Genomic DNA, 23,667 nt, shown 5'->3' with positions numbered 1-23,667 from the left:
TTAAACCAAAATAATGTCGTACTGTTCCTGGTGATATATGGCTTCAACCTTGAACTTGATCGTTCGGCCAATAAATTCTTCCAGATCCGCTACATTGGACGATTCTTCGTCCAAAAGGCGATCAATCACCAATTGCGAAGCCAGCACCACAATTTCCTCCGTGTTGTAGGCTCGAACTTCGCGCAGAATTTCCCGGAAGATTTCATAACAAACCGTTTCGGGAGATTTTAACGTGCCACGCCCCTCACAGACCGGGCAGGCAACACATAAACTTTGCCCCAGGGATTCACGAGTGCGCTTGCGGGTCATTTCCACCAGCCCCAGCTCCGATACGCCGGTGAGACTGGTTTTGGTGTTGTCCCGCTCCAGCATTTTCTCCAGAGTACGTAACACCTGACGCTGGTGCTCGGAATCGTTCATATCGATAAAGTCGATAATAATAATGCCACCCAGATTACGCAGGCGCAGCTGCCTGGCAATGGCAGTAGCCGCTTCCAGATTGGTTTTAAAAATGGTTTCTTCGAGATTACGATGTCCCACAAAGGCGCCGGTATTGACGTCAATGGTGACCATGGCCTCGGTTTGCTCAATGATTAAATAACCACCGGATTTCAAGGCCACTTTTTCGCCAAGCGCGCGTTGAATTTCTTCTTCAACACTGTACAGGTCGAACAGCGGTCGTTCGCCAGGATAATGCTCAATTTTGTCATGAATTTCGGGCGCATAATCTTCAGCGAAGTCGCGCATCTTGCCATAGACTTCGCGGGAATCGATACGCAGTTTTTCCAAATCGGGTTTCACCAGATCGCGCAGTGTGCGCATAAACAGCGGCAAATCTTCGTGCACGGCGGCTGGCGCTTTGTGATTTTTGATTTTCTTGCTGAGATCCTGCCAGAGGCGATACAGGAAAATAATATCTGCCGCGATTTCTTCTTTATTCACACCTTCAGCAACGGTGCGGACAATAAATCCACCCTCTTCTTGCTCGCGAATATCCGCATCAACTTCCTGTACCAGATTTTTTAAACGCTCACGTTCAGCTTCGTCCTCGATACGGGTGGAAATTCCGGTGTGACGGGTAAACGGCATATACACCAGAAAGCGGGCAGAAACGGAAAGATGTGTTGTTAGGCGAGCGCCTTTGCTGCTGATCGGGTCTTTGGTGACTTGTACAATCAGCTCCTGCCCTTCGCGAACCAGCGAACGAATATCCGCGACTTCCGCACCGCGCTCTTCCATGCCCTCTTCATCCAGAGGGGCTATATCGGCCGCATGAATAAAACCGGCACGCTCCAAGCCAATATCGACAAACGCGGCCTGCATACCCGGCAATACCCGAACAACCTTACCTTTGTAGATATTGCCGACATAACCTTTAGCCTGGGTACGTTCAATATGCACTTCTTGTACGAAGCCATTTTCAACCAGAGCCACTCGGGTTTCTGTCGGCGATACATTGACCAGTAATTCTTCGCTCACACGTTTTCCTTATACATTAATTTCGAGTGCACTATCGTATTTGCTGACTCAGATCTCTCGCCTCAATCTGCGTTGAGCGGCTGCCAAAACGCCACTCCGGCATTTTGCAAAAGACTGGCTGTTTCACACAGCGGCAAGCCGACAACGTTGCTATAGCTACCTTCAATACTTTCCACAAAAACAGCTCCCAAGCCCTGAATGCCATAGGCACCCGCCTTGTCCCTGGGTTCACCACTGTCCCAGTAGCGTAAAATTTCCTGCTCGCTCAAGGCACGAAAGCGCACCTGGGTTTTGACCTCAATATAGTCACATTTATCCCCGGATAACACACAAACACCTGTTGCGACGGTATGGCCGCGAGCCGACATGCGTTGCAACATGGCCAGGGCATCGTCACGATCCCGGGGCTTGATCAGCACCTCGCCATCCAGATCACCAATAGTGTCAGCAGCAAGAATAACAGGGGATGAATTCTGTTGATCGGGATTTAAGGTGGACTGCACCGCGCGAGCCTTGGATTCCGCCATTCTGCGCAGATAAACCAAGGGAAGCTCCTTGGCCATTGGGCTTTCATCGATGTCCGCCGTTTGCACGCGGAATTCCACTCCAATCTGGCGCAACAATTCCGCCCGGCGTGGCGATTGAGACGCCAGAATTAAGGGTTTTGAGCTCATGGTAGTACGTCAGTCGCTTCTGTCAGCCTGGGCCCAGGGGCCAGTGTTAGTGGGTACCCCAGTATAACAGCCGGGCGAAAATTGCGCCTCGGCTAAACCCCCACTCGCAACACCCAACACAGCTTGTCCAAAGCATGACACAGGAGTGGCCAAAGTAATGCGGAAATCACAGCGGGCGCCCAGAAATAAGAAAACAGGGCCTCACGCCCCAACAGCATGGAAACCCAATACAGAAACAGCTCATGCATAAACACCAGCAGAAATACCCACATCAATTGCTGCAGAGTTCCATAGGTGCGCAAACGGTGTATCGTCAGCTGGGTAATATAGATCGTCACCACCAAAGCCAAAGCATGCTGGCCCCACAAGCTGCCCTGAACAATGTCCTGAACCAGACCGAGCAGGAAAGCCATACCGACACCCAGTAACTGGGGAAAGCGCAGCACCCAATAGATAGCCAACAAACACAGCAACTCGGGACGCAACCAGCGCCAGTCGATTGGTAGTGGGTACACCATCAAGACCAGTGCACAGAGGAAGCTAAAGCCAATAAACCAGCTGTTGCCGACTTTACCGCCTTCCATCTACGGGCGACCTTCATTGCGCTGACCGCTGAAGGCCAACAGCACATGGCGGCTTCGATTAAGCTGGGCTTTTGGACGGGCAATAACCGTAGCGAAAGCGCGCCCGGGGTCATGCAGAATAGAAACCACTTCTGCCACCGGATAACCCACTGGAAAACGTTGCCCCAAACCGGAACTGACCAGGAGATCGCCCACCTTCACGTCGATGGTATTGGAAACATGGCGTAATTTCAGTTCGTACAAATCACCAGTGCCTTCGGCAACGGCGCGCACACCATTACGATTAATCTGCACCGACAAGGCGTGACTGGCATCGGTAATCAACAACACGCGGCTGAAATAGGGATTCACCTCAATCACCTGCCCCATCAGCCCAAAGGCGTCCAATAAAGGCTGGCCAATAAATACACCATGCTCGCTGCCCTTATTAACCACCACTACCTGCTCGGTAGGGTCCGGGGAGACACCGATTAACTCAGCAATCAAGACGCGATCCTGCACCAACTCCGCCGAATTCATCAGCTGACGAAGACGAGCGTTGTCTGCCGCCAGGGTGGCGTACTGCTGCAATTTGCGCTGAAGAATCAGGCGCTCGCCTTTTAAGGAACGGTTTTCTTCCAACAGTTCTTCGCGGGAAACCAGGGAATCGTCCAGCCAGTTATTGAAGCGGTTAGGTAAATCGGTGATCCAATAGAACCCCAAGGCAAAGCCATCAAGCCTATCTTTAACGGGTTGCATGGAAGGACTGAAAAAGCGACTGGCGATAATGAGGGCGACGGCGATTAGCGCCAGCACAAATGCACGCAATGCCTTGGATGGGCCTTTATTAAATAGCGGTTTTATGGCCGTATTCCTATGCCGATAGCCCAAGCAAAAGTCGGGCGATAAACACAGGGCTCAGTCGAGCCCTAAATCAAAAAGCCCGACACGATGTCGGGCTCCGTATTCTAACTGTTTAGCTGGAGAGCAGATCGATATTGCGGCTGTCCATCAGCTCCATGGCCTTGCCACCACCGCGAGCTACGCAGGTCAGCGGATCTTCCGCTACGATAACAGGCAGGCCGGTTTCTTCGGCCAGCAAGCGATCCAGATCACGCAATAAGGCGCCACCACCGGTCAACACGATACCGCTCTCGGCGATATCCGAGGCCAGTTCCGGTGGAGATTGCTCCAGCGCGGATTTCACAGACTGCACAATACCGGCCAGGGTTTCCTGCAGTGCTTCCAGAATTTCATCGCTGTTCAGGGTGAAGCTGCGTGGCACACCTTCAGCCAGGTTTCGACCGCGAACGTCGATCTCGCGCACTTCGCTGCCGGCATAGGCACAGCCGACTTCCTGCTTGATGCGCTCGGCCGTCGCATCGCCGATCACACTGCCATAGTTGCGACGCACATAATTCACGATAGCTTCGTCGAAACGGTCACCACCCACTCGTACAGAATCGGAGTACACCACACCGTTCAGGGAGATAATCGCAATTTCGGTGGTACCCCCACCGATATCCACAACCATCGAACCGCTGGCTTCCTCCACTTTCAAGCCAGCACCAATCGCTGCCGCCATTGGCTCTTCTATCAGGCGAACTTCACGGGCACCCGCGCCGAGCGCCGATTCCCGGATAGCTCGCTTTTCAACTTCAGTAGACAGGCATGGCACACACACCAAAACCCTTGGGCTTGGCTGAAACCAGTTATTCTCATGAACTTTCTTGATGAAGTGCTGGAGCATTTTTTCCGTAACCTGGAAATCTGCAATCACACCATCTTTCAAAGGACGAATGGCGGTGATATTCCCAGGGGTACGTCCAAGCATACGCTTTGCTTCAACCCCGACAGCCTCCACTATCTTTTGCCCATTGTGCTGACGGATAGCCACTACTGAAGGCTCATCCAATACTATTCCCCGATCACGCACGTAGATGAGGGTATTCGCTGTTCCCAAATCGATGGATAAATCGTTTGAGAACATTCCGCGAAGGCCTTTTAACATGGGTTGTTTACACCTTTTATAGTCTTAAAATTCTTTGTTATCTGCAGATTGAGTCTGCCAGCACCCAGTAGTTCCCAAACTTGTTTCCAGACTGCCAAACAGCTCACACAGGCCCCTGAAACTCCGGGTGTTTTTGTATTCTTTCTGCGCGCACTCCTGGCGCTTCTCTGCGCACTTGAAACTGGCTAAAAAATGACTTTTTAGCGATGCCATCGGTGGCTACGGAACAGACCGCAATTTCCCCCTTCAAGCCAGGCCAGCCAAGCACTTAATCGGTGGTGATTTCCCCTGCCGATCATTGGCGAAGATAGACGACGCCCACAGTTGCCGCACTCTATCAATCGTCTGTGTTTAGGGCAAGAAACAATTGGCGGACAGGGGTTATTTCTCAGCAAGAAGCCGCAAATTGGGTATTTTTTCGCCCCCTTTGGCATCACATCACGACCGGGCAATTTGACGGCGGGAACTCCGCCAATATCGGCGTTATGATCGGCTTGCCACAAATTCCGCTTCGGGGCTCGGTAATTGCAGTTCAATCTGGCACAATAGGGGGTTTTGCGGGGCTGCCCTTGCCATAGCGCGGAACGGCCCCATAAAGCATATTCTTAGCCATGACACTGGAGTCCTTGCGTGGATCAATCAGACATCGCCAAACTGGCCAATCTCGCTCGTTTGGATATCAACGAAACAACGGCGGCCGAGGTAGCCGGGAGCATTAACGGCATCCTGGGCCTGGTCGACCAGCTGCAAAACGCCGACACCGACGGCATCGCCCCAATGGCTCACCCCCAGGACGCCCAGCAGCGCCTGCGTAAAGATGAAGTGAGTGAAGAGAACGTACGCGAGCAATTCCAGGCTATCGCTCCGGAAGCCGAGCAGGGTTTATACCTTGTTCCCAAGGTTATCGATTAATTAGCAGCCGCTTCTGACATTAGGATTCAATATGCATCAGTTGACCATTCGTGAATTGGCCAAAGGCCTGCGCGACAAGACTTTCAGCAGCGTCGAGCTGACCCAACACTATCTGGATCGCATCCAGCAACTCGACCCCGCCTACAACAGTTTTATTACGGTGACGGCCGAAGAGGCTCTGAACCAGGCAAAAGCCGCCGATGAGCGTATCGCCCAGGGTGATGACTCAGTGTTGTGTGGCATTCCCATGGCACACAAGGATATCTTCTGCACCGATGGCGTAAAAACCTCCTGCGGCTCCAAAATGCTGGATAATTTTGTGCCTCCGTACAACGCCACCGTCGTCGAAAATTTCAATCGCCTTGGCGCTGTTAGTCTGGGCAAAACCAATATGGATGAGTTCGCCATGGGCTCAACCAATGAGTCGAGCTTTTATGGCGCCGTGAAAAACCCATGGGATACCAGTCGCGTACCGGGTGGCTCTTCCGGTGGTTCTGCAGCCGCTGTTGCTGCACTGCTCACCCCGGCCGCAACGGCGACCGATACCGGCGGCTCAATTCGTCAGCCAGCTTCACTGTGTGGAGTAACCGGTTTGAAGCCCACTTACGGTCGAGTATCTCGCTGGGGCATGATCGCCTTTGCCTCCAGCCTGGACCAGGGTGGCCCGATTGCGCGCAACGCCGAAGACTGCGCGATCATGATGCAGGCCATGGCCAGCTTCGATAAAAAAGATTCCACCTGCATGGATCACCCCATCGAAGACTACAGCGCCCTGCTCGACAAACCCCTCGAAGGTCTGCGCATTGGTGTGCCTAAAGAATATTTCGGCGAAGGCCTGAATAGCGATGTCGCCAGTACCATTCAGGCAGCGATCAAACAGTTTGAAACCATGGGCGCCACCATTAAAGAGATCACACTGCCTCACAACTCACTGGCCGTACCGGCCTACTATGTGATTGCCCCCGCAGAGTGTTCCGCCAACCTGTCGCGTTTCGACGGTGTACGCTACGGCTACCGCTGTGAAAATCCCGCAGACCTGATGGACCTGTACAAACGCTCGCGCAGTGAAGGCTTTGGTGAAGAAGTAAAACGCCGCATTCTGGTGGGCACTTACGCTCTGTCCGCAGGTTATTACGACGCCTATTACAGCAAGGCCCAAAAAGTTCGCCGCCTGATCAAGCAGGACTTTATGAATGCGTTTGAAGAAGTGGATGTCATCATGGGGCCAACGGCCACCTCCACCGCTTTTGAACTGGGCAGTCTGAACACAGATCCGGTGTCCATGTACCTCGAAGACATTTACACCACAGCAACTAACCTGGCAGGTTTGCCAGGTATTTCAATTCCCTGCGGTTTTGTGAATGGTTTACCGGTTGGCTTGCAGGTTACGGCCAACTACTGGCGAGAAGGCCAATTGTTGAATCTGGCTCACCAGTATCAACAGCAAACTGATTTCCACCGCCAAACCGCCCCGAACGTGGCTTAAGGAGTTGACATAATGCAATGGGAAACCGTAATCGGCCTGGAAGTGCATGTGCAGCTGGCCACCCAAACCAAGATTTTTTCCGGCGCCAGCACCGCCTTTGGTGCCGAGCCCAACACCCAGGCCTGCGCCATTGATTTGGCTATGCCTGGCACCTTGCCAGTGGTGAATGAACAGGCTTATCGCTACGCGATTATGTTTGGCCTGGCCATTGATGCAGAGATTGGGAAACGCTCTTTCTTCGAGCGTAAAAATTATTTCTACCCGGATCTGCCCAAAGGCTATCAAACCACTCAACTGGAACAGCCGATTGTGGGCGCCGGTCAGGTGGAACTGAACCTCGGAGAAGGACGCACAAAAACCGTTCGTATCCACCACGCCCACCTGGAAGAAGATGCGGGCAAATCCCTGCACGAAGATTTCCACGGCATGAGTGGCATCGACCTTAACCGCGCAGGCACACCATTGATTGAAGTGGTCACCGAACCGGACATGCGCAATGCTGAAGAAGCCGTGGCTTTTGCTAAAAAGCTGCACTCCATTGTGACCTCTCTCGGCATCTGTGATGGTGAAATGTCCCAGGGTTCAATGCGCTTCGACGTGAACGTTTCTGTGCGCCCGAAAGGTGAAGAAAAGCTGGGTACCCGCACCGAAACCAAAAACCTCAACTCCTTCAAATTCATGGAAGAAGCCATTCTTCTGGAAGTTGAACGCCAGATTGATGTACTGGAAAACGGTGGTGACATTGTTCAGGAAACTCGCCTCTACAATGGCGATACCAAAGTGGCTCGCTCCATGCGTTCCAAGGAAGAAGCCAACGATTATCGCTACTTCCCCTGTCCGGATCTGCTGCCGGTTGAGCTGGATGACGACTACATTGATTCCATTCGCGCGGACATGCCGGAGCTTCCTGAAGCTCGCCGTGAACGTTTTAAGGAAGATTACCAGCTGTCCGATTACGACGCCGACATTCTGAGTGGCGATATGGCCATGGCCAACTATTTCGAAGCGGCCACCAAAGCCTGTAACGACGCGAAGCTGGTTGCCAACTGGGTTATGGGCGATCTTTCCAGCAAGCTTAACAACGACGAGCTAAGCATTGGCCAAAGCAAAGTCAATGCGGAACAACTGGCAGGCATCATCAGTCGCATTAAAGACGACAGCATCTCGAGCAAAATCGCCAAAGATGTGTTTGAAGCCATCTGGAACGGTGAAGGCGATAGTGCCGATGCGGTTATCGAAGCGAAAGGTTTGAAGCAGGTTTCCGACACCGGCGCCCTTGAACAAATGGCCGATGAGGTGATTGCCAACAGCCAGAAGCAGGTTGATAACTATCGCAATGCCGACCCGGACAAGCGCCCGAAAATGATGGGCTACTTTGTGGGTCAGATCATGAAAGCTTCAAAAGGCCAAGCCAACCCGAAAGCCATTAATGAGATTCTGCTGAAAAAGCTGAACGAGTTATTGTAAGACTCAAAAAACAACAAGCGCCGCAGCTTCCACAGTGCGGCCTAATGCACCTGGCCACGATATTAGCCGATACCCGTAAGCCGATATCCCTATCAAGAGAAATAGCATGAGTTTAAAAAAAGACAAACAGAAAGTACTGGGCGAAGTTTTTGACGAGGATCGCATCCGTACCTTTTTGGATTTCGAAGCCCCCGCCGGCGTTGATACCGATTTCTACCTGTTGGAAAAAGCCTATCGCGGCATGAAATCTGAAAACTTTGCGACCTTTCTGGACATGTTTGTCGCTGAAGGACGCAACGTTAATGCCCTCAATACGGATGGTGACAGTCTGCTGAAGCTGATTACTCAACACAAACAAAGTGACGAGTATATTGCCAGCCTGAAAGCCCATGGCGCCGCCTGAATCCCAAGCCCCGGTTTTCGCCGTCTAACAGGACACCAAGACCACAGGATTTAAGCTCTATGAATTCACCTGCACCAATGACCACCGGCAGTAACAATGTCCACAGTGGCGCGCACTACCTGCTGAATGGCGCGCGCCTGATGCTGCATCCCAAACTGCGGATATTTGTTCTGATCCCTATTCTGGTCAACATACTTATCTTTATGGTAACGACGGCTGCCCTGTTTGCGCAGTTTGCTGCGGCAACGGAGTGGCTGACCAGCTATCTGCCCGAGTGGTTGAGCTTTTTAGCGAATATTCTGGTCGGCATTGCGGTGGTGATGGTATTGCTGCTCTATGGCTACAGCTTCAGTCTGTTGACCAATATTATTGCAGCGCCGTTCTACGGCATCCTCGCCGAAAAAGTGGAAGAGCTTGTCACAGGAGAATCCATTCAGGGTGAGCCACTTTCCCAGATGATTCCCCGCACAATATGGCGAGAAATGGGCAAGCTGTGGTACTTCATCACGCGTGGACTGGCGGTTATGCTGTGCCTGCTGGCGCTGTCTTTTATCCCCCTGCTGAACCTGCTTGTACCGGTTCTGAGCTTTGCCTGGGCGATTTGGACCATTTCCGTGCAATATGTGGATTACCCGGCGGACAACCACAAAGTCGCCTTTAAAGATCTGCGCAGCCAACTTTGGGAAAACAAATACAGCACTTACGGTCTCGGTGGGCTGGGCACACTGGGAGCAATGATTCCCCTGCTGAACATCATTGTTTTACCCGCAGCCGTTTGCGGTGGCACTTTGTACTGGTTAAAAGAATTGCGTCAAAACCCCATGTCGGAGCTGCCGGATATCAGCAAGCTTTAACCATTACCCTGCAGTAGGTTAAAACACTCGCCTTAAAGACACGTATAAAAATACGTTCTTAAAAATGAAAGATCCGATGCTGTTTTCAGCAAGCGCTAGGAATAGATGTCGGGTCGATAACGCTCCATAAACGTATCCGGCTTATGGAGCGGCGCAAATCCAAACTTCTCGTACAGGCCATGGGCATTGGATGTCGCCAGAGTAAAACGTCGAACATCGGCAACCGAAGGATGATCCATCACGGCTTGCATTAGCTGCGTCGCAATTCCCTGCCCCTGATATTCTGGCCAAACAATAACATCCACCAAGTTTGCAAAGGTTGCACAATCCGTGATGATGCGACAAAAAGCGATCAGCTCTTCATCGTCATAAGCGGCAATACAAACGGAATGCTCAATCGATGTTTCAACGAGAGGTTTGGAAATCCCTTGTGCCCAGGTACTGTGGTCACACAGAAAGCGATGAATTTTATCGATATCCAATCGCTGTTTATCATCGCTGACTTCGATATTCACAGATCCAGGGCCTTAACTCTGAAAGATTTTCCCCGGATTCATAATATTATCTGGATCGAAGACTTTTTTAATGCCTTGCATCAAAGCCACATCGGCATCACTGCGGGTGTATTGAATGTAATCGCGCTTCACAAGGCCAACGCCATGCTCGGCGGAAATGGAGCCTTGATATCTCTCAACAATTTCAAATACCTGCTTATTCACTGCCTGGCATTTGCTGAAAAATTCTTCTTTCTCCATGCCCTCGGGCTTCAGGATATTTAAATGTAAATTGCCATCACCAATGTGGCCCCACCAAACCAGCGTAAAGTCCGGATAGGCCTGACTCACTACGGCATCGATGTCTTCCAGAAAACCCGGCACCTGTGAAGTGGTTACGGAAATATCATTTTTGTAGGGGGTGAATGGCGCACAACATTCACCAAGATTTTCTCTCAACGCCCAAAGGTTTTCCGCCTGGCTTTCGCTTTGAGAAATCACACCATCTACAACCCAGCCCTGCTCCATGCAGTATTCAAAAACTTCCATGGCGGTTTCAGCATCTTGCTCAGATTGATTTTCATATTCAATCAAAACATAAAACGGAGTTTCGGTTTCAAAGGGGCGTTGCAAACCGTGGGCCGTGGTTAACTTGCAGCCGGACTCGGAAAAGAACTCAAATGCTGTCAAAGGCATGCGATTCTGGAAAGCTCGCAGGATTTCCATAATGGCAGCCATTTCCGGCACACCCAATACCAATACCGAGAGATCCTTTGGGGGCTGAGTTAGACGCATGGTCGCTTCCACGATCAAGCCCAGAGTGCCTTCAGAACCCGCAAACAAATGACGTAAATCGTAACCCGTGTTGTTCTTTAGCAGGTTTTTATTCAGATCGATCAATTCACCTGTGCCGGTAACCACCTTCATACCAGCAACCCAATCCCGGGTCATGCCATACTTGATAACTTTGATACCACCAGCATTGGTCGCAATATTCCCTGCGATCTGACTCGAACCCGCCGACGCGAAATCCACGGGATAGTACAGGCACTGCTCTTCTGCAAAATCCTGTAACTGCTGGGTAATAACCCCCGGCTGGCAAACCACAGTACGATCCACCGGGTTAAAATCCGACATCTGGTTCATATAGTCGAAAGAAACCACGATCTCACCCTGACTGGCTACGGCACCACCACTCAAACCGGTACGTCCACCGGAAGGCACCAGAGCAATTTTTTCAGCTCGGGCAAATTTTACCAACTGCTGAACCTGCTCAACCGTTTTTGGAAAAACGATGGCCAAGGGGTTCACCTTATACAGTTTGGTCCAGTCACAGCCATGCCCCAGCAAGGATTCTTCATCAATTCGAACTTTATCGGGATCGATAAACTCACCCAGCTGTTTAGCGATCTGCTGGCGGCGCTCATCATTGGGTTCGGTAATAAAATCGCTGGCTACGTTGGACATAAAAGACTCACTGCTATGGTATTGCGCGGCTTACCCTATTTCTTGGGTTTAATGATCAACCGCTGGCTATTGGCGTTTCAATCGGCGAATGACCGTGCCGAAGGGCGGATATTCTCCCTTTCCAGGCGCCACAAGGCAAGTGCCAAAGCGCGGAAGCATCGACAGGCCAGGCGCCTCAGCCGACAGCTCACTCGCGTCTTGTACCGCGCCCCACACTGACGTCAAAAACATCCATTGTCACTCAAGCCTTCCTGTGACTTACATCACGACTGAGGTTGATGCTAAGGTAAACGTCAAACAACAAGAGCCATCGATACACGAAGGGCAAACCTGGCGGCAATGATCACCCCGGGCATTAGCAAAAATTGGCAACATAGACGAACAAAAACCCCAGCAAGCTTGCGGCTTTTAAGATGCGGTTCGCTGGCTCTGGTGGAGCTGATAAGCGGCCGGAGCCATCGGTCGAAATCCGCGCTGCAGCGAGCCCCGTGGCGTTTTTTGCCAATAAAAACATGCGATATTTCCTTGAATACCTGGCAAAAACCAGTAGAGTTTGTCGCCTAAAGAAAGTGACATCGCATTAATTTGAAGATCGTATGATACTTGCAGTGGCTAGCGCCGCTGACGTTGTACTAAATAATAAAATGGATTCTAAAGTGACCAGTTTATCGCCTTCATGCCTGCTGCGCCGAATCGGCGTCTATGCGGCAACCCCTATTCTTTGCTTGGGAATGAGCGTTCAAAGCTCTGCCGACCAGCTTCTTAACGGTATCGCAAGCTATAACAAACTGGGCAAAGAACGATTTTTGGCTGGCCTTTATTTGACAGGAACCAGCAATGATCCCTCTGCGATTCTGAATTCATCCGAACCACAGAAAATGGAAATGCGGGTGACTGCCAAGCGCTTGTCCTCTCGCAGCCTGACCAAGCTGTGGATCGAGAGCATGGCGATCAACAATCCGCCATCGGTGCTCACCGAGCAAGCCAATGCGATGGTGCAGTTTTCCAAATTGGTAAAACGTACCCTGCGCACGGGCGACCACCTGGTGATTCACCGCAAGGGAACCGGCACCACCGAAATCAGCTTGAACGGCATTAAACTGGGCGAGATTAACCAAGACGGTTTCTTTAAAACCCTGCTGAACAGCTGGTTGGGATCTGTGCCTTTCTCTAGTAGCTTTAAGTCCCAATTGTTGGTCAATGGTAATGTCGGCGAAGATTTAAATGCCCGTTTCGTAACCATCACACCGGATGCCGCTCGTACCGAACAACTCGCTCAGGTGATCAACCAGAGTCAGGAAAGCGCTGCACCGGCCCAGGCAGTAAGCACACAACAAACCAGTGCCGCCGTTCCTCAACAGCAATCTGCACCAGAGCCTGAGCAGCCCGAAGCCCGAGCCGCGGCCAGTGACATCGCGGCAAGCACACAAACTGAAGCGGTGATTGAACAACCTCTGATTGCCAAGCCCAATATTCAACTGGCCAGTGCTGAGCAACCCACCGAAGAAGCCCCGGAACCCGAGCCCGCCTCACCGGAGCAGCAGGAACAAGCAGCCATCATCAGCGCCGATGAACTGGACGAAGAGGAACTCGATGAAGGCGAAGACATTTCGGCCGAATTAACTGCTGAGGCACTGCTCAATCGTCAGCTGTATCACTCAAAACTGGTGAAGTGGGCTTACCAGCATGTGAAATACCCCAAGCGAGCTATTGTTCGTGAACAACAAGGTAGCGTGCAGCTTGAACTGGTTGTTGATCGCAACGGTGACGTACGCAACATTGAGATTCTGGAAGCTTCAAAATACGCCACATTAAACCGCGCATCACAAAGGGCTATTGAAGACGCCTCACCCTTCCCACCAATGCCGGAAACCATGTCGCAGGAAGAATTCCGCTTCACATTGCCAATTGTTTACCGCTTGCCAGATTAGACAAGCAACGCGCAAAACCAAACATTGTGATTTAATAGGGCCTGTTGTTTATCTCCAGGCCCTTTTTTCATGCTCAATTTTTTGCAACAGGACTTCGCACGCTTAGGAGTCGAATTTGCCCGCCCGGTAAAAGCCGCAGCACTTCGCGATGGCCGACTGCGCCATATTAACCGTCGACTTTCAAAAGAACTGGGCATGGATGCAATCGTCGAAAATCAATCGACATTGCAGGATATTGCCTCCGCTCATTGCCAGGGCCTAGCCATGAAATACTCAGGCCATCAGTTTGGTTCTTTTAATCCCCAACTCGGAGACGGTCGAGGCTTATTACTGGGCGAGTGGCGAGATCAAAACGGCGAGCTTTGGGATTGGCATTTAAAAGGCGCCGGGCAAACCCCCTTCTCACGTTTCGGCGATGGTCGTGCCGTCTGGCGCTCCAGCTTGCGCGAGCATCTGATTGGAGAAAGCCTCACCGCACTCGGCATCGCAAGCAGTCGCAGTCTTTGTCTGCTCAGCAGTACAGAAGAAGTCATGCGAGAAACACCGGAATACGCTGCCAGTATCATCCGGGTTGCCAAAAGTCACATTCGCTTTGGTTCCTTCGAAGAATTTTTTTACCAGCGAAAATATCAGCAATTAAGGGAATTGGCAGACTATTGCTTAGAGCGTTATTTGCCCCTTAAAGATCCAGGTGACTATCAAGCGCTGCTGGATATGGCGGTGACCAATACCGCCACTATGATTGCCGCCTGGCAGGTTTACGGTTTTAACCACGGCGTGATGAACACCGATAATATGTCCATTATTGGCGAGACTTTTGATTTTGGGCCCTACGCCTTTCTGGATGATTACGATCCGGAATTTATCTGCAACCATTCCGATACCCATGGCCGCTACCGTTTTTCCCAACAGCCTGCCATCGGCCTCTGGAACCTCAATGCCCTGGCTTACGCTTTGTCCACCTTGCTCGATCAAGATCAATTGAAAAACAGCCTCATGGGCTACCAGAAACAATTGGCCAGCGAATACCAAACGGGCCTGAATCGACGATTGGGAATTCAAGGCCTGGAAGAAAAAGACGTCTCCCTGAGTCAACGCTGGCTGAATATATTGGCCACCAATCAATTGGATTACACACTGAGCTTTCGGGCTCTGGCCGACTATCTTCGCGATGGCGAGTGGCAGGCTTCGTTCAACGCTTTGGCCGAGTCAGAAGACGCTCAAAACTGGCTCAGGGATTATCGTAGCCGCATTGACGGGCAATCCCCTGAAGAAATCGCCGATCGAATGGATGCCCGTAATCCCCTTTATCTGCCTCGCAGCCATCATTTGCAGTTGGTCATCGAGGCGTCCAGCCGAGGTGACGACTTACCTTTGGAGCGCCTGTTTGATTGCATCTCGTCCCCATTTGCAAAACAAGCAAACGATTTTGGATTTGATCTTGCTCCCCAGAGCGATGAAAAAGGCATTTGCCTGAGCTGTTCCAGTTAGTACCACTTAGCAACCCGCACCTCTGCAGGCCCCGCCTGTAGAGCAAAATTATTCTCCATTTCCCCTTAAGCTGCGGACAAATTGGCCGATAGAGCACCTATACGCTGCAATTCCTTTGATCAGACAGGTTTTTTGCACCTGTCTTTTCTGAAGACTGGACTACACTTAAACACGAGCTACCGTTTATGCCCAGCAATGCCAACACTACGTCACAGGTTACCGAAATGGATGTAAAAACTCAGATTTTGACGCCACTGCTCGAAACTCTGATTAAAGAGGAAAATATCGAGGTGCCCATGTTGCCCGAAGTGGCCAACAAGGCAGTTACCCTCGCCCAAGATCCTGAATCCGATGCCAATCAGATGGCCCAGCTGATTACCGGCGACCAATCTCTTGCCGCCCATGTCATGCGTATCGCCAACTCCGCAGCGTACACTCCCAGCGCGTCACTGGTTTCTCTGCAGCAGGCTATTGCCCGTTTGGGTATGGGCTTGATCAGTGAAATTGCCGTCGCTGCATCGATTGGTACAAAAATGTTTCATACCCCAGGGTATGAACAACATATTGCCTACATATGGAAACACGCTTTGGCTTCAGCCCTATGGGCCAAAGAAATTTCACGCACGTGTCGGCGCAATGTGGAAAGCAGTTTTTTATGCGGTTTACTGCATTCCATTGGCCGTCCGGTTGCCGTACAAACCATTTTGGATCTCAGCCAGAAAAAAGGTTTGGAAATTCAGGAAGCCGAAGTTTTCAAAGTAGAAGATCTCTACCATCAGAAAATTGCCATGCAGGTTCTCACAACCTGGGGCATGCCGGATCTGATTAAAGAAGTGGTGAATTATTATCACGATTATCATGCGGCACCAAATGCGACCGGGCAAATCGCCAACGCTCGAGCCGCCGCCGCTTTTGCAACTCATATGTTACGCCCGGAAGACATGACAAAAGGACAACTTGTCGAACTCGAAGTACTGGGCGATCTCAATTTATACGCCGATGAAATTGAAGACTTGCTGGAAAAAACAGATGCTGTGAAAGCCAGTGTGGAGGAGATGTCTCTATGAGTATGGCCTACGACTATGACATGCTGGTCGTCGGTAGTGGTCCAGCCGGACAAAAAGCAGCTGTTCAGGGTGCCAAGGCGGGCAAGCGTGTCGCCCTGGTGGAACGCGATAATTTATTCGGCGGTGCCTGTGTGCACCGCGGCACCATTCCGTCGAAAACTCTGCGTGAAAACGCTTTGCGCATCAGCCACATGAGGCAAAATGCCTCACTGGCTGATTTCAAGCTGACGGAAGATCTGGAAATGTCGGCCCTGATCACACGATTAAACGATGTGTTAGTGGCACACGACATGTACATGTCCCGACAAATTGATCGCAATGGAATTGAGCGCATCCAAGGTCGCGCCAGTTTTGTTGACAATGAAACCATACGCATCGACCGAGTTCAGGCCGAGCCCCTGACGGTTCGCTGCGAAACCGTTATTCTGGCAACGGGTTCCTACCCTCGCAATCCTCCGAATATGCCGATCGATCACGAGAACGTGCTCGACAGTGACTCAATTTTATCATTGCTGTATTTACCCAAAAGCCTGACCGTATTGGGCGGTGGTGTAATCGCCAGCGAGTACGCGTCAATTTTCCAGGCGCTGGGCGTGCAGGTCACTATGATTGACAAATACCCCAAACCTCTGGGTTTTCTCGATCAGGATTTGTGTGACACCTTTGTGGAAGTGTTTGAAGGCATGGGCGGCACTTGGCTGGGTGAACGGGAAGTGGAACACGTCAGTTGGGACGGCATATCTGAAGTCACCACCGAATGTAACGACGGCACCATTGTGCGCAGCCAAAAGTTACTTTGCGCAGCCGGTCGTATTGCCAATGTGAAAAATCTGAACATTGAAAACGCCGGCCTGAGTTTAAATGATCGTGGCTTGATTACTGTCGATGAAGATATGCGTACATCCGTACCTAATATTTTTGCCGCGGGTGACATTATTGGCCCACCATCATTGGCTTCATCATCTATGGAACAGGGTCGGCGTGCGGCCAGTCGAGCCATGGATGTCGAAGTCAGCAGCATGCACGACATGATTCCGTCCGGCATCTACGCCATTCCGGAATTATCTGCGGTAGGCTTGAATGAAGATCAAGCGATTAAAAAGTTTGGAGGTTCCGTCGTCGGTCGAGCCAATTTTGATGAAATCGCCCGTGGGCAGATTTCAGGCAATACCCAGGGTATGCTGAAACTTATTTGCGATGATAAAGGTGAAAAAATCGTCGGAACAATGATTGTCGGGGAAGGCGCCACCGAACTGGTTCATATCGGCATGATGGCCATTATGAATGAAATGAAGGTTGATGCCCTGGTCGATAGTATCTTTAACTTCCCAACGCTTGCCGAAGCGTATCGCGTTGCGGCACTGGATGCGATTTCCAGACGCTCATAAGCAGGCGATTTGTCGGGCGCACCGCCCCGAATCGCTTGTTGTTATTTTCTTGCCAGCTTCCCTCTGATGGTAAACACTTCGCCGTAATCGACAGCGCTTTCTACCTTGTACTGTTTGTCTTGCGAATTCGCGCAAGCATTTCCTCATTGAATGGGAAATCGCAATCCCGTCGATAAAATCACCGCTCTGTGTTTTACTTGAACACAATGATTCCTCTTAACCGGGAGTGAACACGGGAGATAACATATGCCAGCAAAGTGTACCGGCTTGTCCTGGCTGGGCGTAAAAACCGATAAATTTGAAGAGATGAAACGGTTTTACGGTGAGCATCTGGGCCTCGAACTTGTCAGCGAATCCGATGGTTTTGTGATGTTTCAGGCCGACAATGGCGATGCCTTCGAACTGTTTGATGCTGAACGCAATGAATACCCTCATTTTAGCTCCGCACCTGTCGCCGGCTTTCAAGTCGATGATATTGAGGCGGCCAAAAAAGAGCTTGAGAGTAATGGCATTGAATTTATCGGTGGGATTGGTGGCAGTAACGAACGAAGCCGATGGGCACATTTCAGAGGGCCCGACGGCAATATTTACGAATTAAAATGGCAAGCCTGATTCCACCTGAACAAAAGGATTAATCAATTTCGGACAAATAATTAAGAACCTTCGGCCACAACGCCTCTTCTGAACGCTTGTGGAACAAACCATTGTGCCCGATGTGAGACAAACCCTCTTGTGCTGGATCCAGCATATCCAAAGAAACCTTAGCCTTGGAATAAAACCCCGACAAATGACGGATGTTTATCTCGGGGGCCAATTCATCATCGCGAAAACCCAACGTCCACAAACGGCAACTAATATTTTCATAACCACTACGATCGAGTTTGAACATCGGGGCCAGTAAATAATCCGGTTCCCGCATCCACTCGGCCCAACGTTTAATAAAACGACTGGGCATACGAATGTTTCCCAGTCCCAAAGCGGCAATCGGGAAAGGATCTTTCAAAGCGCCCAACACCGGGATCAAAACATAGCTCAGAAAGAGAAGCTTCAAACGCTCACTACCTTCCCAACGCTTCCAGTAAGGCGCGGAAGCCGCAACCAACATCACCGAACGGAGTTTGCTTGCCGAGGGCGCCAAACCCAGTAATTGTCCGCCGATACTGTGCCCAATAAAATGCACGGACAGATTAAGATTCAAAGCCTGCTGAATCATCGCTTCGATATCCCGCTGCCCCCAATGCTCAATTGCAGCGTCTTTTGCCAAAGGTGCGTCCTGCTCACCAGTCCCTCGATAATCAAAGCTGAAGCAGTCATAGCCTTGCTGGCACAGATACACGGCCAGTCGGTGATAATATTGCCGGGATACGCCAAGCGCGCTGGCAAAAATAACAACCGCCTTAGACTCTGTACTGTGATAGTGGCTGTATTTTAAAAGGTAGCCGTCTGCACACCGCAGTGATTTATGCTCTACTCTGGGTTCCATATTGCCTGTCATGTGACGCCTTTATTTTTCCTGAACACCAACCTGAATACAAAAAAGGCGGCTAAAGTAGCCGCCTTTTTAAGAAGAAAAGCAAAGCCTTTCCTTTACTTACAATCGCTCAATGGCAATCGCCGTCGCTTCACCACCACCGATACACAGGCTGGCAACACCTTTGCTCTTACCGTAGGTTTCCAAAGCGGCCAGCAGGGTAACCACGATACGAGCACCGGATGTACCCAGCGGGTGACCCAGAGCCGTTGCGCCACCATGTACGTTTACTTTACCGTGATCCAGATCCAGCTCTTTCATGGCCGCCATTGCAACAACGGCAAACGCTTCGTTGATTTCAAACAGATCAACATCATCTTTGGACCAAGCGGCTTTTTCCAGAAGCTTCTTCATGGCACCAACCGGAGCCGTAGTGAACCACTCTGGCTCATGGGCATTTTGAGTGTGTGCACGAATCGCTGCCAGTGGCTTTAAGCCGCGCTTTTCAGCTTCAGACTGACGCATCAGTACCAGAGCTGCGGCACCATCGGAAATGGAGCTGGCATTAGCGGCAGTAACCGTGCCGTCTTTGGCAAAGGCCGGACGCAGAGTTGGAATCTTCTCGGGCTTGGCATTGCCTGGCTGCTCATCGATTTCCACAACCGTTTCGCTGCGACGGGTTTTTACGGTTACCGGGGTAATTTCGCGGGTGAACTTACCTTCGGCAATCGCGGCATTGGCACGACGCAGAGATTCAATGGCGTAAGCATCCTGTTCTTCACGGCTGAAGGTGTATTTGCCCGCACACGCTTCGGCAAACTCGCCCATCAGATTGCCCTGATACGCATCACGCAGGCCGTCCAGAAACATATGGTCTTTCACCTCACCGTCGCCCAAACGATAGCCTGAACGCGCCTGAGGCAAAATGTAAGGCGCATTACTCATGCTTTCCATGCCACCGGCGACTACGATATCGGCATCGCCCAATGCAATGGCATCGTGTGCCATCATCAGGGTTTTCATGCCGGAACCACACACCTTGTTCACGGTGGTACACGGTACATGGTTAGGAACACCAGCACCCAATGAAGCCTGGCGAGCAGGCGCCTGCCCCAGACCCGCGGGCAATACACAGCCCATCAAAACTTCGCTCACATCGGCCGCATCAACCTTGGCTTCCGCCAAAGCACCGGCGATGGCCTTTGCCCCCAAATCCGGGGCGCTCATAGCACTTAAAGAACCTTGCATGCCACCCATCGGGGTGCGTGACATACCTACAATTACTACTGGATCTGACATTGTTGACTCCAACTCTGTTAAGCACTGCCCCAGGTTTTGGCAATCTCGGCCAATGGGACAATGGCGGTGCATCCAAGGTGCGGGCTTTTGATTGTGGATGTTCTTGGCAGCCGGCTACCCTGGTTGACAGAATGGCCGCATAAGGGCCCCTAGTCCGTACTATGGACGATCTGGCGATCATTCAACCAGATCTGGCTTTACGTTAACGTAAAGCAGACCGGGATTATAACCAAGCCCAGCCCTTCACTCTACTGCCCATGGAGACATCTCAGGCATCAAAGCCCCGATAACGGGTGTTTTTTAAGCAATTTCAAATATTAACAAGAGACAATTTCATCTCATCAATGAGCGGTGCTAGACTGACACGCAATTTTCAAAAGGGCCTATTACCCTCGTCTAATAGGTACCGGGGCGGCTCAACCCGAAAGCCCCCATGACTTTTCGACCATTAATTAGGGACCTTATATGGATATCTCAACCATTATCTTTTTAGTTGTTATCGCTGGCCTGATTTTCTACGTCATCGGTATTTACAATAATCTGGTGAGCCTGAAAAACCGTTATGAAAACGGCTTTTCCCAAATCGAGGTTCAACTGAAGCGCCGCTACGATCTGATTCCCAATCTGGTGGAAACCGCCAAAGCCTACATGAAACACGAAAGTGAAACCCTGGAAGCCGTTATCAAAGCGCGTAACGAAGCCATGGGAGGCCTGCAGGCCGCTTCTGCCAATCCTGGCGATGTGGCAGCAATGGGCAATCTGGCGGGTGCTGAGGGTGCACTGAGTGGCGCTCTGGGCAAACTGAGCGTAGTAATGGAAGCCTATCCGGACCTGAAAGCCAACGAAAACATGATGCAGGTCTCTGAAGAGCTAACCAGCACCGAAAACAAAGTGGCTTTCGCACGTCAGGCCTTTAACGATGCCGTGACAGCCTACAACACCTATAAACAGACTTTCCCACCTGTGTTGCTGGCCGCCACCTTTGGTCACGGTCCCGATGCCAGTCTGTTGGAATTTGAGGACAGCGCTGAAATTCAGGCCGCTCCAAAAGTCTCCTTCTAATCGATCCGGGCCGCCATTCGCGGCCCGTCTTTGTCTGCCAAGTCAGACCTCCTAAGCCCAAGCCATTACCAACCACAATCAACACTGAAAAGCCTGACAATGAACTTTTTTGAGCATCAAGATCGAGCCCGCCGCAACACCAAAAAACTGGTGCTGTTATTGTTACTCGCCGTGCTGAGCCTGATCGCCATCACCATCGTCCTGGTTGTCTTTCTGCTGAACTACGGCAGATTGCAAACCGATGAGAGCATTGTTCAACACATGCTCAATACGGCAAACCTTGAGTTTATCGTAAGTGTCGGCCTGGGTGTTCTGGCCGTGGTCAGCCTGGGCAGTTTATACAAACTCAGCCAATTGAGTTCCGGCGGTAAAGTCGTCGCCGAAGCCATGGGCGGACGTTTGCTGAACATTCAAACCCGCGATGCCGACGAGCGCAAAATTCTCAATGTGGTCGAAGAAATGGCCATTGCTGGCGGTACCGCCGTGCCTCCGGTCTACCTCATTGACGACGACAGCATTAACGCTTTTGCTGCTGGCTATAAAGGCCAGGATGCCGTCATCGGCATCACTCGCGGCTGTATTCAATTGCTCAACCGGGAAGAACTGCAGGGCGTTATTGCGCACGAATTCAGCCATATCCTTCACGGCGATATGCGTTTGAATATTCGCCTGGTGGGCATTCTGCACGGCATCTTGCTGATCGGTATTGCCGGCTACTATTTAATGCGTACCGCAGCCTTTAGCGGCGGCAGTGATCGACGAAATAACGGCCTGCCCTTTCTGGCGCTGGGCCTCGGTTTAATGGTGATCGGTTACTCCGGCACCTTTTTTGGCAATCTGATCAAAGCCGCGGTAAGTCGCCAGAGGGAATACCTTGCCGATTCTTCGGCGGTGCAATACACCCGTAACCCGTTCGGCATTTCTGGCGCCCTTAAAAAGATTGCGGCTCACAGTCAGGGCTCACTGCTTCAAAATGAACACGCTCCGGAATTCAGCCATATGTTTTTTGGCCAGGGTGTAAAAATGGCCTTCGGCGGCATGATGGCCACTCACCCGCCTCTGGAAGATCGCATTCGTCGCGTTGAACCCAATTGGGATGGCAGTCTGCCGACTCTCGATTATGGTCGTAGTGTTGAAGAAGACTTTGATTCCAGCGACGATACTGAAGACAAACGCAAAGCCATGTTGGGTGCCGCGGTTGCGGTTGGCGCTGCCATCGGCCAGGGCGGTGGAAGCTCTTTAGGTGGAAGTTCTGTAGGTGCAGGCCCCGCTGGTAAAAGCTCCGCACATCAACAGACACAACAAACTCAATCCAGTATTGCCGGCGCCAGCGCTATGGATTGCATTGGTGTCCTGTCTGAGGAACATGTTGCCGAAGCTCAAAATACACTGGCGGAAATACCCGATTCCATTCGCGAAGCAGCCCATGAGCCTTTCTCCGCCCGTGCGTTGGTTTACGGTTTGTTGCTGGATGCTGACCCCAGTGTACAAGCAGCACAACTGCAACAGCTCAAAGAAAAAGCCCATCCGGCCAGTTTCAAAGCACTGGAAAAAATTCTCGAGGAACTGCCCCGCCTTGATCGCCACTTGCATCTACCGATTTTGGATCTGTGTTTACCGGCATTGAAGCAACAATCGCCCCAGCAATACCAGATTTTCAAACGCAATATGATCATTCTGATCCGCGCTGACAAGCACGTGGATATTTTTGAATGGGCACTGTATCGCATTGTCTGCCACGGCCTTGAGCCACAGCGCGACAGTCTCAGCCGTTACAAATTAAAGCAAACCCAGGGCGCTTGTCAGTTGTTGATCAGCGTTATGGCCCGTGCCGGACATGATGATGAACAAGAAGCCTTGCGTGCATACTCCGCCGCCGCCAAAGAGCTGGATATTCCCGCCGTAGGTCTTCTGCCCGAAGCACAGATTAACCTGCAGCTTTTGGACAAAGCTCTGGAACAATTGAACCTGTTACGTCCGCTGGACAAGCCGCGTTTACTGAAAGCCATGGCGGCCAGCATCAATCACGATGGTGAAGTCACCGCCACCGAAGCAGAATTGTTCCGCGCTATTGCCGACAGTCTGGATTGCCCGATTCCGCCACTATTGAAAGGACAAAAACTGGTTTAAGCTCTGCTGATAGCACAA

At 51.2% G+C, this 23,667-nt stretch carries 22 protein-coding genes; 12 read left to right on the top strand and 10 right to left on the bottom strand.

All coding sequences use genetic code 11. The features are described from left to right. The 5 genes from rng to G8768_RS08325 form a co-directional block, all read right to left on the bottom strand. Nucleotides 1–1,479 carry a ribonuclease G gene (gene rng / locus G8768_RS08345; protein ID WP_166848576.1) on the bottom strand — a complete coding sequence of 493 codons (1,479 nt, stop codon included), beginning with the start codon at nucleotides 1,477–1,479 and terminating at the stop codon, nucleotides 1–3. Between the two features lie 62 nt (nucleotides 1,480–1,541). Next, nucleotides 1,542–2,153 carry a Maf family protein gene (locus G8768_RS08340; RefSeq protein ID WP_166848579.1) on the bottom strand — a complete coding sequence of 204 codons (612 nt, stop codon included), beginning with the start codon at nucleotides 2,151–2,153 and terminating at the stop codon, nucleotides 1,542–1,544. 92 nt (nucleotides 2,154–2,245) lie between these two features. After that, a complete protein-coding gene (gene mreD / locus G8768_RS08335) occupies nucleotides 2,246–2,737 on the bottom strand; it encodes a rod shape-determining protein MreD (RefSeq protein WP_166848581.1) in 492 nt (163 codons plus the stop codon). Next, on the bottom strand, nucleotides 2,738–3,607 hold the full coding sequence (gene mreC / locus G8768_RS08330) for a rod shape-determining protein MreC (RefSeq protein ID WP_208020094.1): 870 nt from the start codon (nucleotides 3,605–3,607) through the stop codon (nucleotides 2,738–2,740). It lies immediately after the preceding gene. A gap of 85 nt (nucleotides 3,608–3,692) precedes the next feature. Further along, entirely contained in the window at nucleotides 3,693–4,727 is a 1,035-nt protein-coding gene (locus G8768_RS08325) for a rod shape-determining protein (RefSeq protein ID WP_166848583.1), read from the bottom strand. A 630-nt stretch (nucleotides 4,728–5,357) separates the two neighbouring features. On the opposite strand from G8768_RS08325, the gene gatC reads away from it, so the two are divergent. The 5 genes from gatC to cysZ all read left to right on the top strand — a co-directional run bounded on the left by gatC (nucleotide 5,358) and on the right by cysZ (nucleotide 9,849). Further along, a complete protein-coding gene (gene gatC, locus G8768_RS08320; RefSeq protein WP_166848585.1) occupies nucleotides 5,358–5,639 on the top strand; it encodes an Asp-tRNA(Asn)/Glu-tRNA(Gln) amidotransferase subunit GatC in 282 nt (93 codons plus the stop codon). A gap of 31 nt (nucleotides 5,640–5,670) precedes the next feature. Continuing rightward, nucleotides 5,671–7,125, top strand: a complete 1,455-nt coding sequence (gene gatA / locus G8768_RS08315; protein ID WP_166848587.1) for an Asp-tRNA(Asn)/Glu-tRNA(Gln) amidotransferase subunit GatA — start codon at nucleotides 5,671–5,673, stop codon at nucleotides 7,123–7,125. 12 nt (nucleotides 7,126–7,137) lie between these two features. After that, complete coding sequence (gene gatB, locus G8768_RS08310; protein WP_166848589.1) at nucleotides 7,138–8,592, top strand: Asp-tRNA(Asn)/Glu-tRNA(Gln) amidotransferase subunit GatB; 1,455 nt, start codon at nucleotides 7,138–7,140, stop codon at nucleotides 8,590–8,592. Nucleotides 8,593–8,698: 106 nt separating this feature from the next. After that, on the top strand, nucleotides 8,699–8,995 hold the full coding sequence (locus tag G8768_RS08305; RefSeq protein WP_166848591.1) for a PA4642 family protein: 297 nt from the start codon (nucleotides 8,699–8,701) through the stop codon (nucleotides 8,993–8,995). Nucleotides 8,996–9,054: 59 nt separating this feature from the next. Then, on the top strand, nucleotides 9,055–9,849 hold the full coding sequence (cysZ, locus tag G8768_RS08300; RefSeq protein ID WP_243749378.1) for a sulfate transporter CysZ: 795 nt from the start codon (nucleotides 9,055–9,057) through the stop codon (nucleotides 9,847–9,849). 95 nt (nucleotides 9,850–9,944) lie between these two features. On the opposite strand, the gene G8768_RS08295 is transcribed toward cysZ, so the two are convergent. From G8768_RS08295 to G8768_RS08285, 3 genes are all read right to left on the bottom strand, one after another. Beyond that, on the bottom strand, nucleotides 9,945–10,364 hold the full coding sequence (locus G8768_RS08295; RefSeq protein ID WP_166848593.1) for a GNAT family N-acetyltransferase: 420 nt from the start codon (nucleotides 10,362–10,364) through the stop codon (nucleotides 9,945–9,947). Nucleotides 10,365–10,376: 12 nt separating this feature from the next. Beyond that, nucleotides 10,377–11,810: an FAD-binding oxidoreductase gene (locus G8768_RS08290; RefSeq protein WP_166848595.1), complete on the bottom strand. Its 1,434-nt coding sequence runs from the start codon at nucleotides 11,808–11,810 to the stop codon at nucleotides 10,377–10,379. A gap of 355 nt (nucleotides 11,811–12,165) precedes the next feature. Beyond that, entirely contained in the window at nucleotides 12,166–12,324 is a 159-nt protein-coding gene (locus G8768_RS08285; RefSeq protein WP_166848597.1) for a hypothetical protein, read from the bottom strand. Nucleotides 12,325–12,466: 142 nt separating this feature from the next. Here G8768_RS08285 and G8768_RS08280 point away from each other — a divergent pair, with 142 nt between their 5' ends. From G8768_RS08280 to G8768_RS08260, 5 genes are all read left to right on the top strand, one after another. Further along, nucleotides 12,467–13,741 (top strand): TonB family protein, encoded by a 1,275-nt coding sequence (locus G8768_RS08280; RefSeq protein ID WP_166848599.1) that lies wholly within the window; start codon nucleotides 12,467–12,469, stop codon nucleotides 13,739–13,741. A gap of 69 nt (nucleotides 13,742–13,810) precedes the next feature. Then, nucleotides 13,811–15,232 (top strand): protein adenylyltransferase SelO family protein, encoded by a 1,422-nt coding sequence (locus tag G8768_RS08275; protein ID WP_166848602.1) that lies wholly within the window; start codon nucleotides 13,811–13,813, stop codon nucleotides 15,230–15,232. A 185-nt stretch (nucleotides 15,233–15,417) separates the two neighbouring features. Continuing rightward, a complete protein-coding gene (locus G8768_RS08270) occupies nucleotides 15,418–16,299 on the top strand; it encodes an HDOD domain-containing protein (RefSeq protein ID WP_243749377.1) in 882 nt (293 codons plus the stop codon). Beyond that, entirely contained in the window at nucleotides 16,296–17,687 is a 1,392-nt protein-coding gene (sthA, locus tag G8768_RS08265; protein WP_306667761.1) for a Si-specific NAD(P)(+) transhydrogenase, read from the top strand. The genes G8768_RS08270 and sthA overlap by 4 nt, the downstream gene beginning before the upstream one ends. Nucleotides 17,688–17,933: 246 nt before the next feature. Next, nucleotides 17,934–18,299 (top strand): VOC family protein, encoded by a 366-nt coding sequence (locus tag G8768_RS08260; RefSeq protein ID WP_166848607.1) that lies wholly within the window; start codon nucleotides 17,934–17,936, stop codon nucleotides 18,297–18,299. Nucleotides 18,300–18,318: 19 nt separating this feature from the next. Here G8768_RS08260 and G8768_RS08255 read toward each other — a convergent pair whose 3' ends face one another. Both G8768_RS08255 and G8768_RS08250 read right to left on the bottom strand, forming a co-directional pair. Continuing rightward, nucleotides 18,319–19,170 (bottom strand): alpha/beta hydrolase family protein, encoded by an 852-nt coding sequence (locus tag G8768_RS08255; RefSeq protein WP_166848613.1) that lies wholly within the window; start codon nucleotides 19,168–19,170, stop codon nucleotides 18,319–18,321. A 108-nt stretch (nucleotides 19,171–19,278) separates the two neighbouring features. After that, nucleotides 19,279–20,457, bottom strand: a complete 1,179-nt coding sequence (locus G8768_RS08250) for a thiolase family protein (RefSeq protein ID WP_166848618.1) — start codon at nucleotides 20,455–20,457, stop codon at nucleotides 19,279–19,281. Nucleotides 20,458–20,922: 465 nt separating this feature from the next. On the opposite strand from G8768_RS08250, the gene G8768_RS08245 reads away from it, so the two are divergent. Beyond that, nucleotides 20,923–21,519: a LemA family protein gene (locus tag G8768_RS08245; protein ID WP_166848623.1), complete on the top strand. Its 597-nt coding sequence runs from the start codon at nucleotides 20,923–20,925 to the stop codon at nucleotides 21,517–21,519. A 99-nt stretch (nucleotides 21,520–21,618) separates the two neighbouring features. Then, complete coding sequence (locus G8768_RS08240; RefSeq protein ID WP_166848628.1) at nucleotides 21,619–23,649, top strand: M48 family metallopeptidase; 2,031 nt, start codon at nucleotides 21,619–21,621, stop codon at nucleotides 23,647–23,649. The last annotated feature ends 18 nt before the right edge of the window (nucleotides 23,650–23,667 follow it).

The organism is Pseudoteredinibacter isoporae (assembly GCF_011602085.1).
GTDB lineage: Bacteria > Pseudomonadota > Gammaproteobacteria > Pseudomonadales > Cellvibrionaceae > Pseudoteredinibacter > Pseudoteredinibacter isoporae.
The sequence above is the reverse complement of the archived record's forward strand: the minus strand, read 5'-3'. Positions and strand labels throughout refer to the sequence as shown.

Bases quoted from the DNA above. Each gene is read 5' to 3' on its own strand.
- cysZ (WP_243749378.1), top strand. From the start codon at position 9,055: ATGAATTCACCTGCACCAATGACCACCGGCAGTAACAATGTCCACAGT.
- gatB (WP_166848589.1), top strand. From the start codon at position 7,138: ATGCAATGGGAAACCGTAATCGGCCTGGAAGTGCATGTGCAGCTGGCC.
- G8768_RS08285 (WP_166848597.1), bottom strand. From the start codon at position 12,324: ATGTTTTTATTGGCAAAAAACGCCACGGGGCTCGCTGCAGCGCGGATT.
- sthA (WP_306667761.1), top strand. From the start codon at position 16,296: ATGAGTATGGCCTACGACTATGACATGCTGGTCGTCGGTAGTGGTCCA.
- G8768_RS08240 (WP_166848628.1), top strand. From the start codon at position 21,619: ATGAACTTTTTTGAGCATCAAGATCGAGCCCGCCGCAACACCAAAAAA.
- G8768_RS08255 (WP_166848613.1), bottom strand. From the start codon at position 19,170: ATGGAACCCAGAGTAGAGCATAAATCACTGCGGTGTGCAGACGGCTAC.
- G8768_RS08260 (WP_166848607.1), top strand. From the start codon at position 17,934: ATGCCAGCAAAGTGTACCGGCTTGTCCTGGCTGGGCGTAAAAACCGAT.
- G8768_RS08340 (WP_166848579.1), bottom strand. From the start codon at position 2,153: ATGAGCTCAAAACCCTTAATTCTGGCGTCTCAATCGCCACGCCGGGCG.
- mreD (WP_166848581.1), bottom strand. From the start codon at position 2,737: ATGGAAGGCGGTAAAGTCGGCAACAGCTGGTTTATTGGCTTTAGCTTC.
- G8768_RS08290 (WP_166848595.1), bottom strand. From the start codon at position 11,810: ATGTCCAACGTAGCCAGCGATTTTATTACCGAACCCAATGATGAGCGC.
- G8768_RS08250 (WP_166848618.1), bottom strand. From the start codon at position 20,457: ATGTCAGATCCAGTAGTAATTGTAGGTATGTCACGCACCCCGATGGGT.
- G8768_RS08325 (WP_166848583.1), bottom strand. From the start codon at position 4,727: ATGTTAAAAGGCCTTCGCGGAATGTTCTCAAACGATTTATCCATCGAT.
- G8768_RS08305 (WP_166848591.1), top strand. From the start codon at position 8,699: ATGAGTTTAAAAAAAGACAAACAGAAAGTACTGGGCGAAGTTTTTGAC.
- G8768_RS08245 (WP_166848623.1), top strand. From the start codon at position 20,923: ATGGATATCTCAACCATTATCTTTTTAGTTGTTATCGCTGGCCTGATT.
- G8768_RS08275 (WP_166848602.1), top strand. From the start codon at position 13,811: ATGCTCAATTTTTTGCAACAGGACTTCGCACGCTTAGGAGTCGAATTT.
- gatA (WP_166848587.1), top strand. From the start codon at position 5,671: ATGCATCAGTTGACCATTCGTGAATTGGCCAAAGGCCTGCGCGACAAG.
- G8768_RS08270 (WP_243749377.1), top strand. From the start codon at position 15,418: ATGCCCAGCAATGCCAACACTACGTCACAGGTTACCGAAATGGATGTA.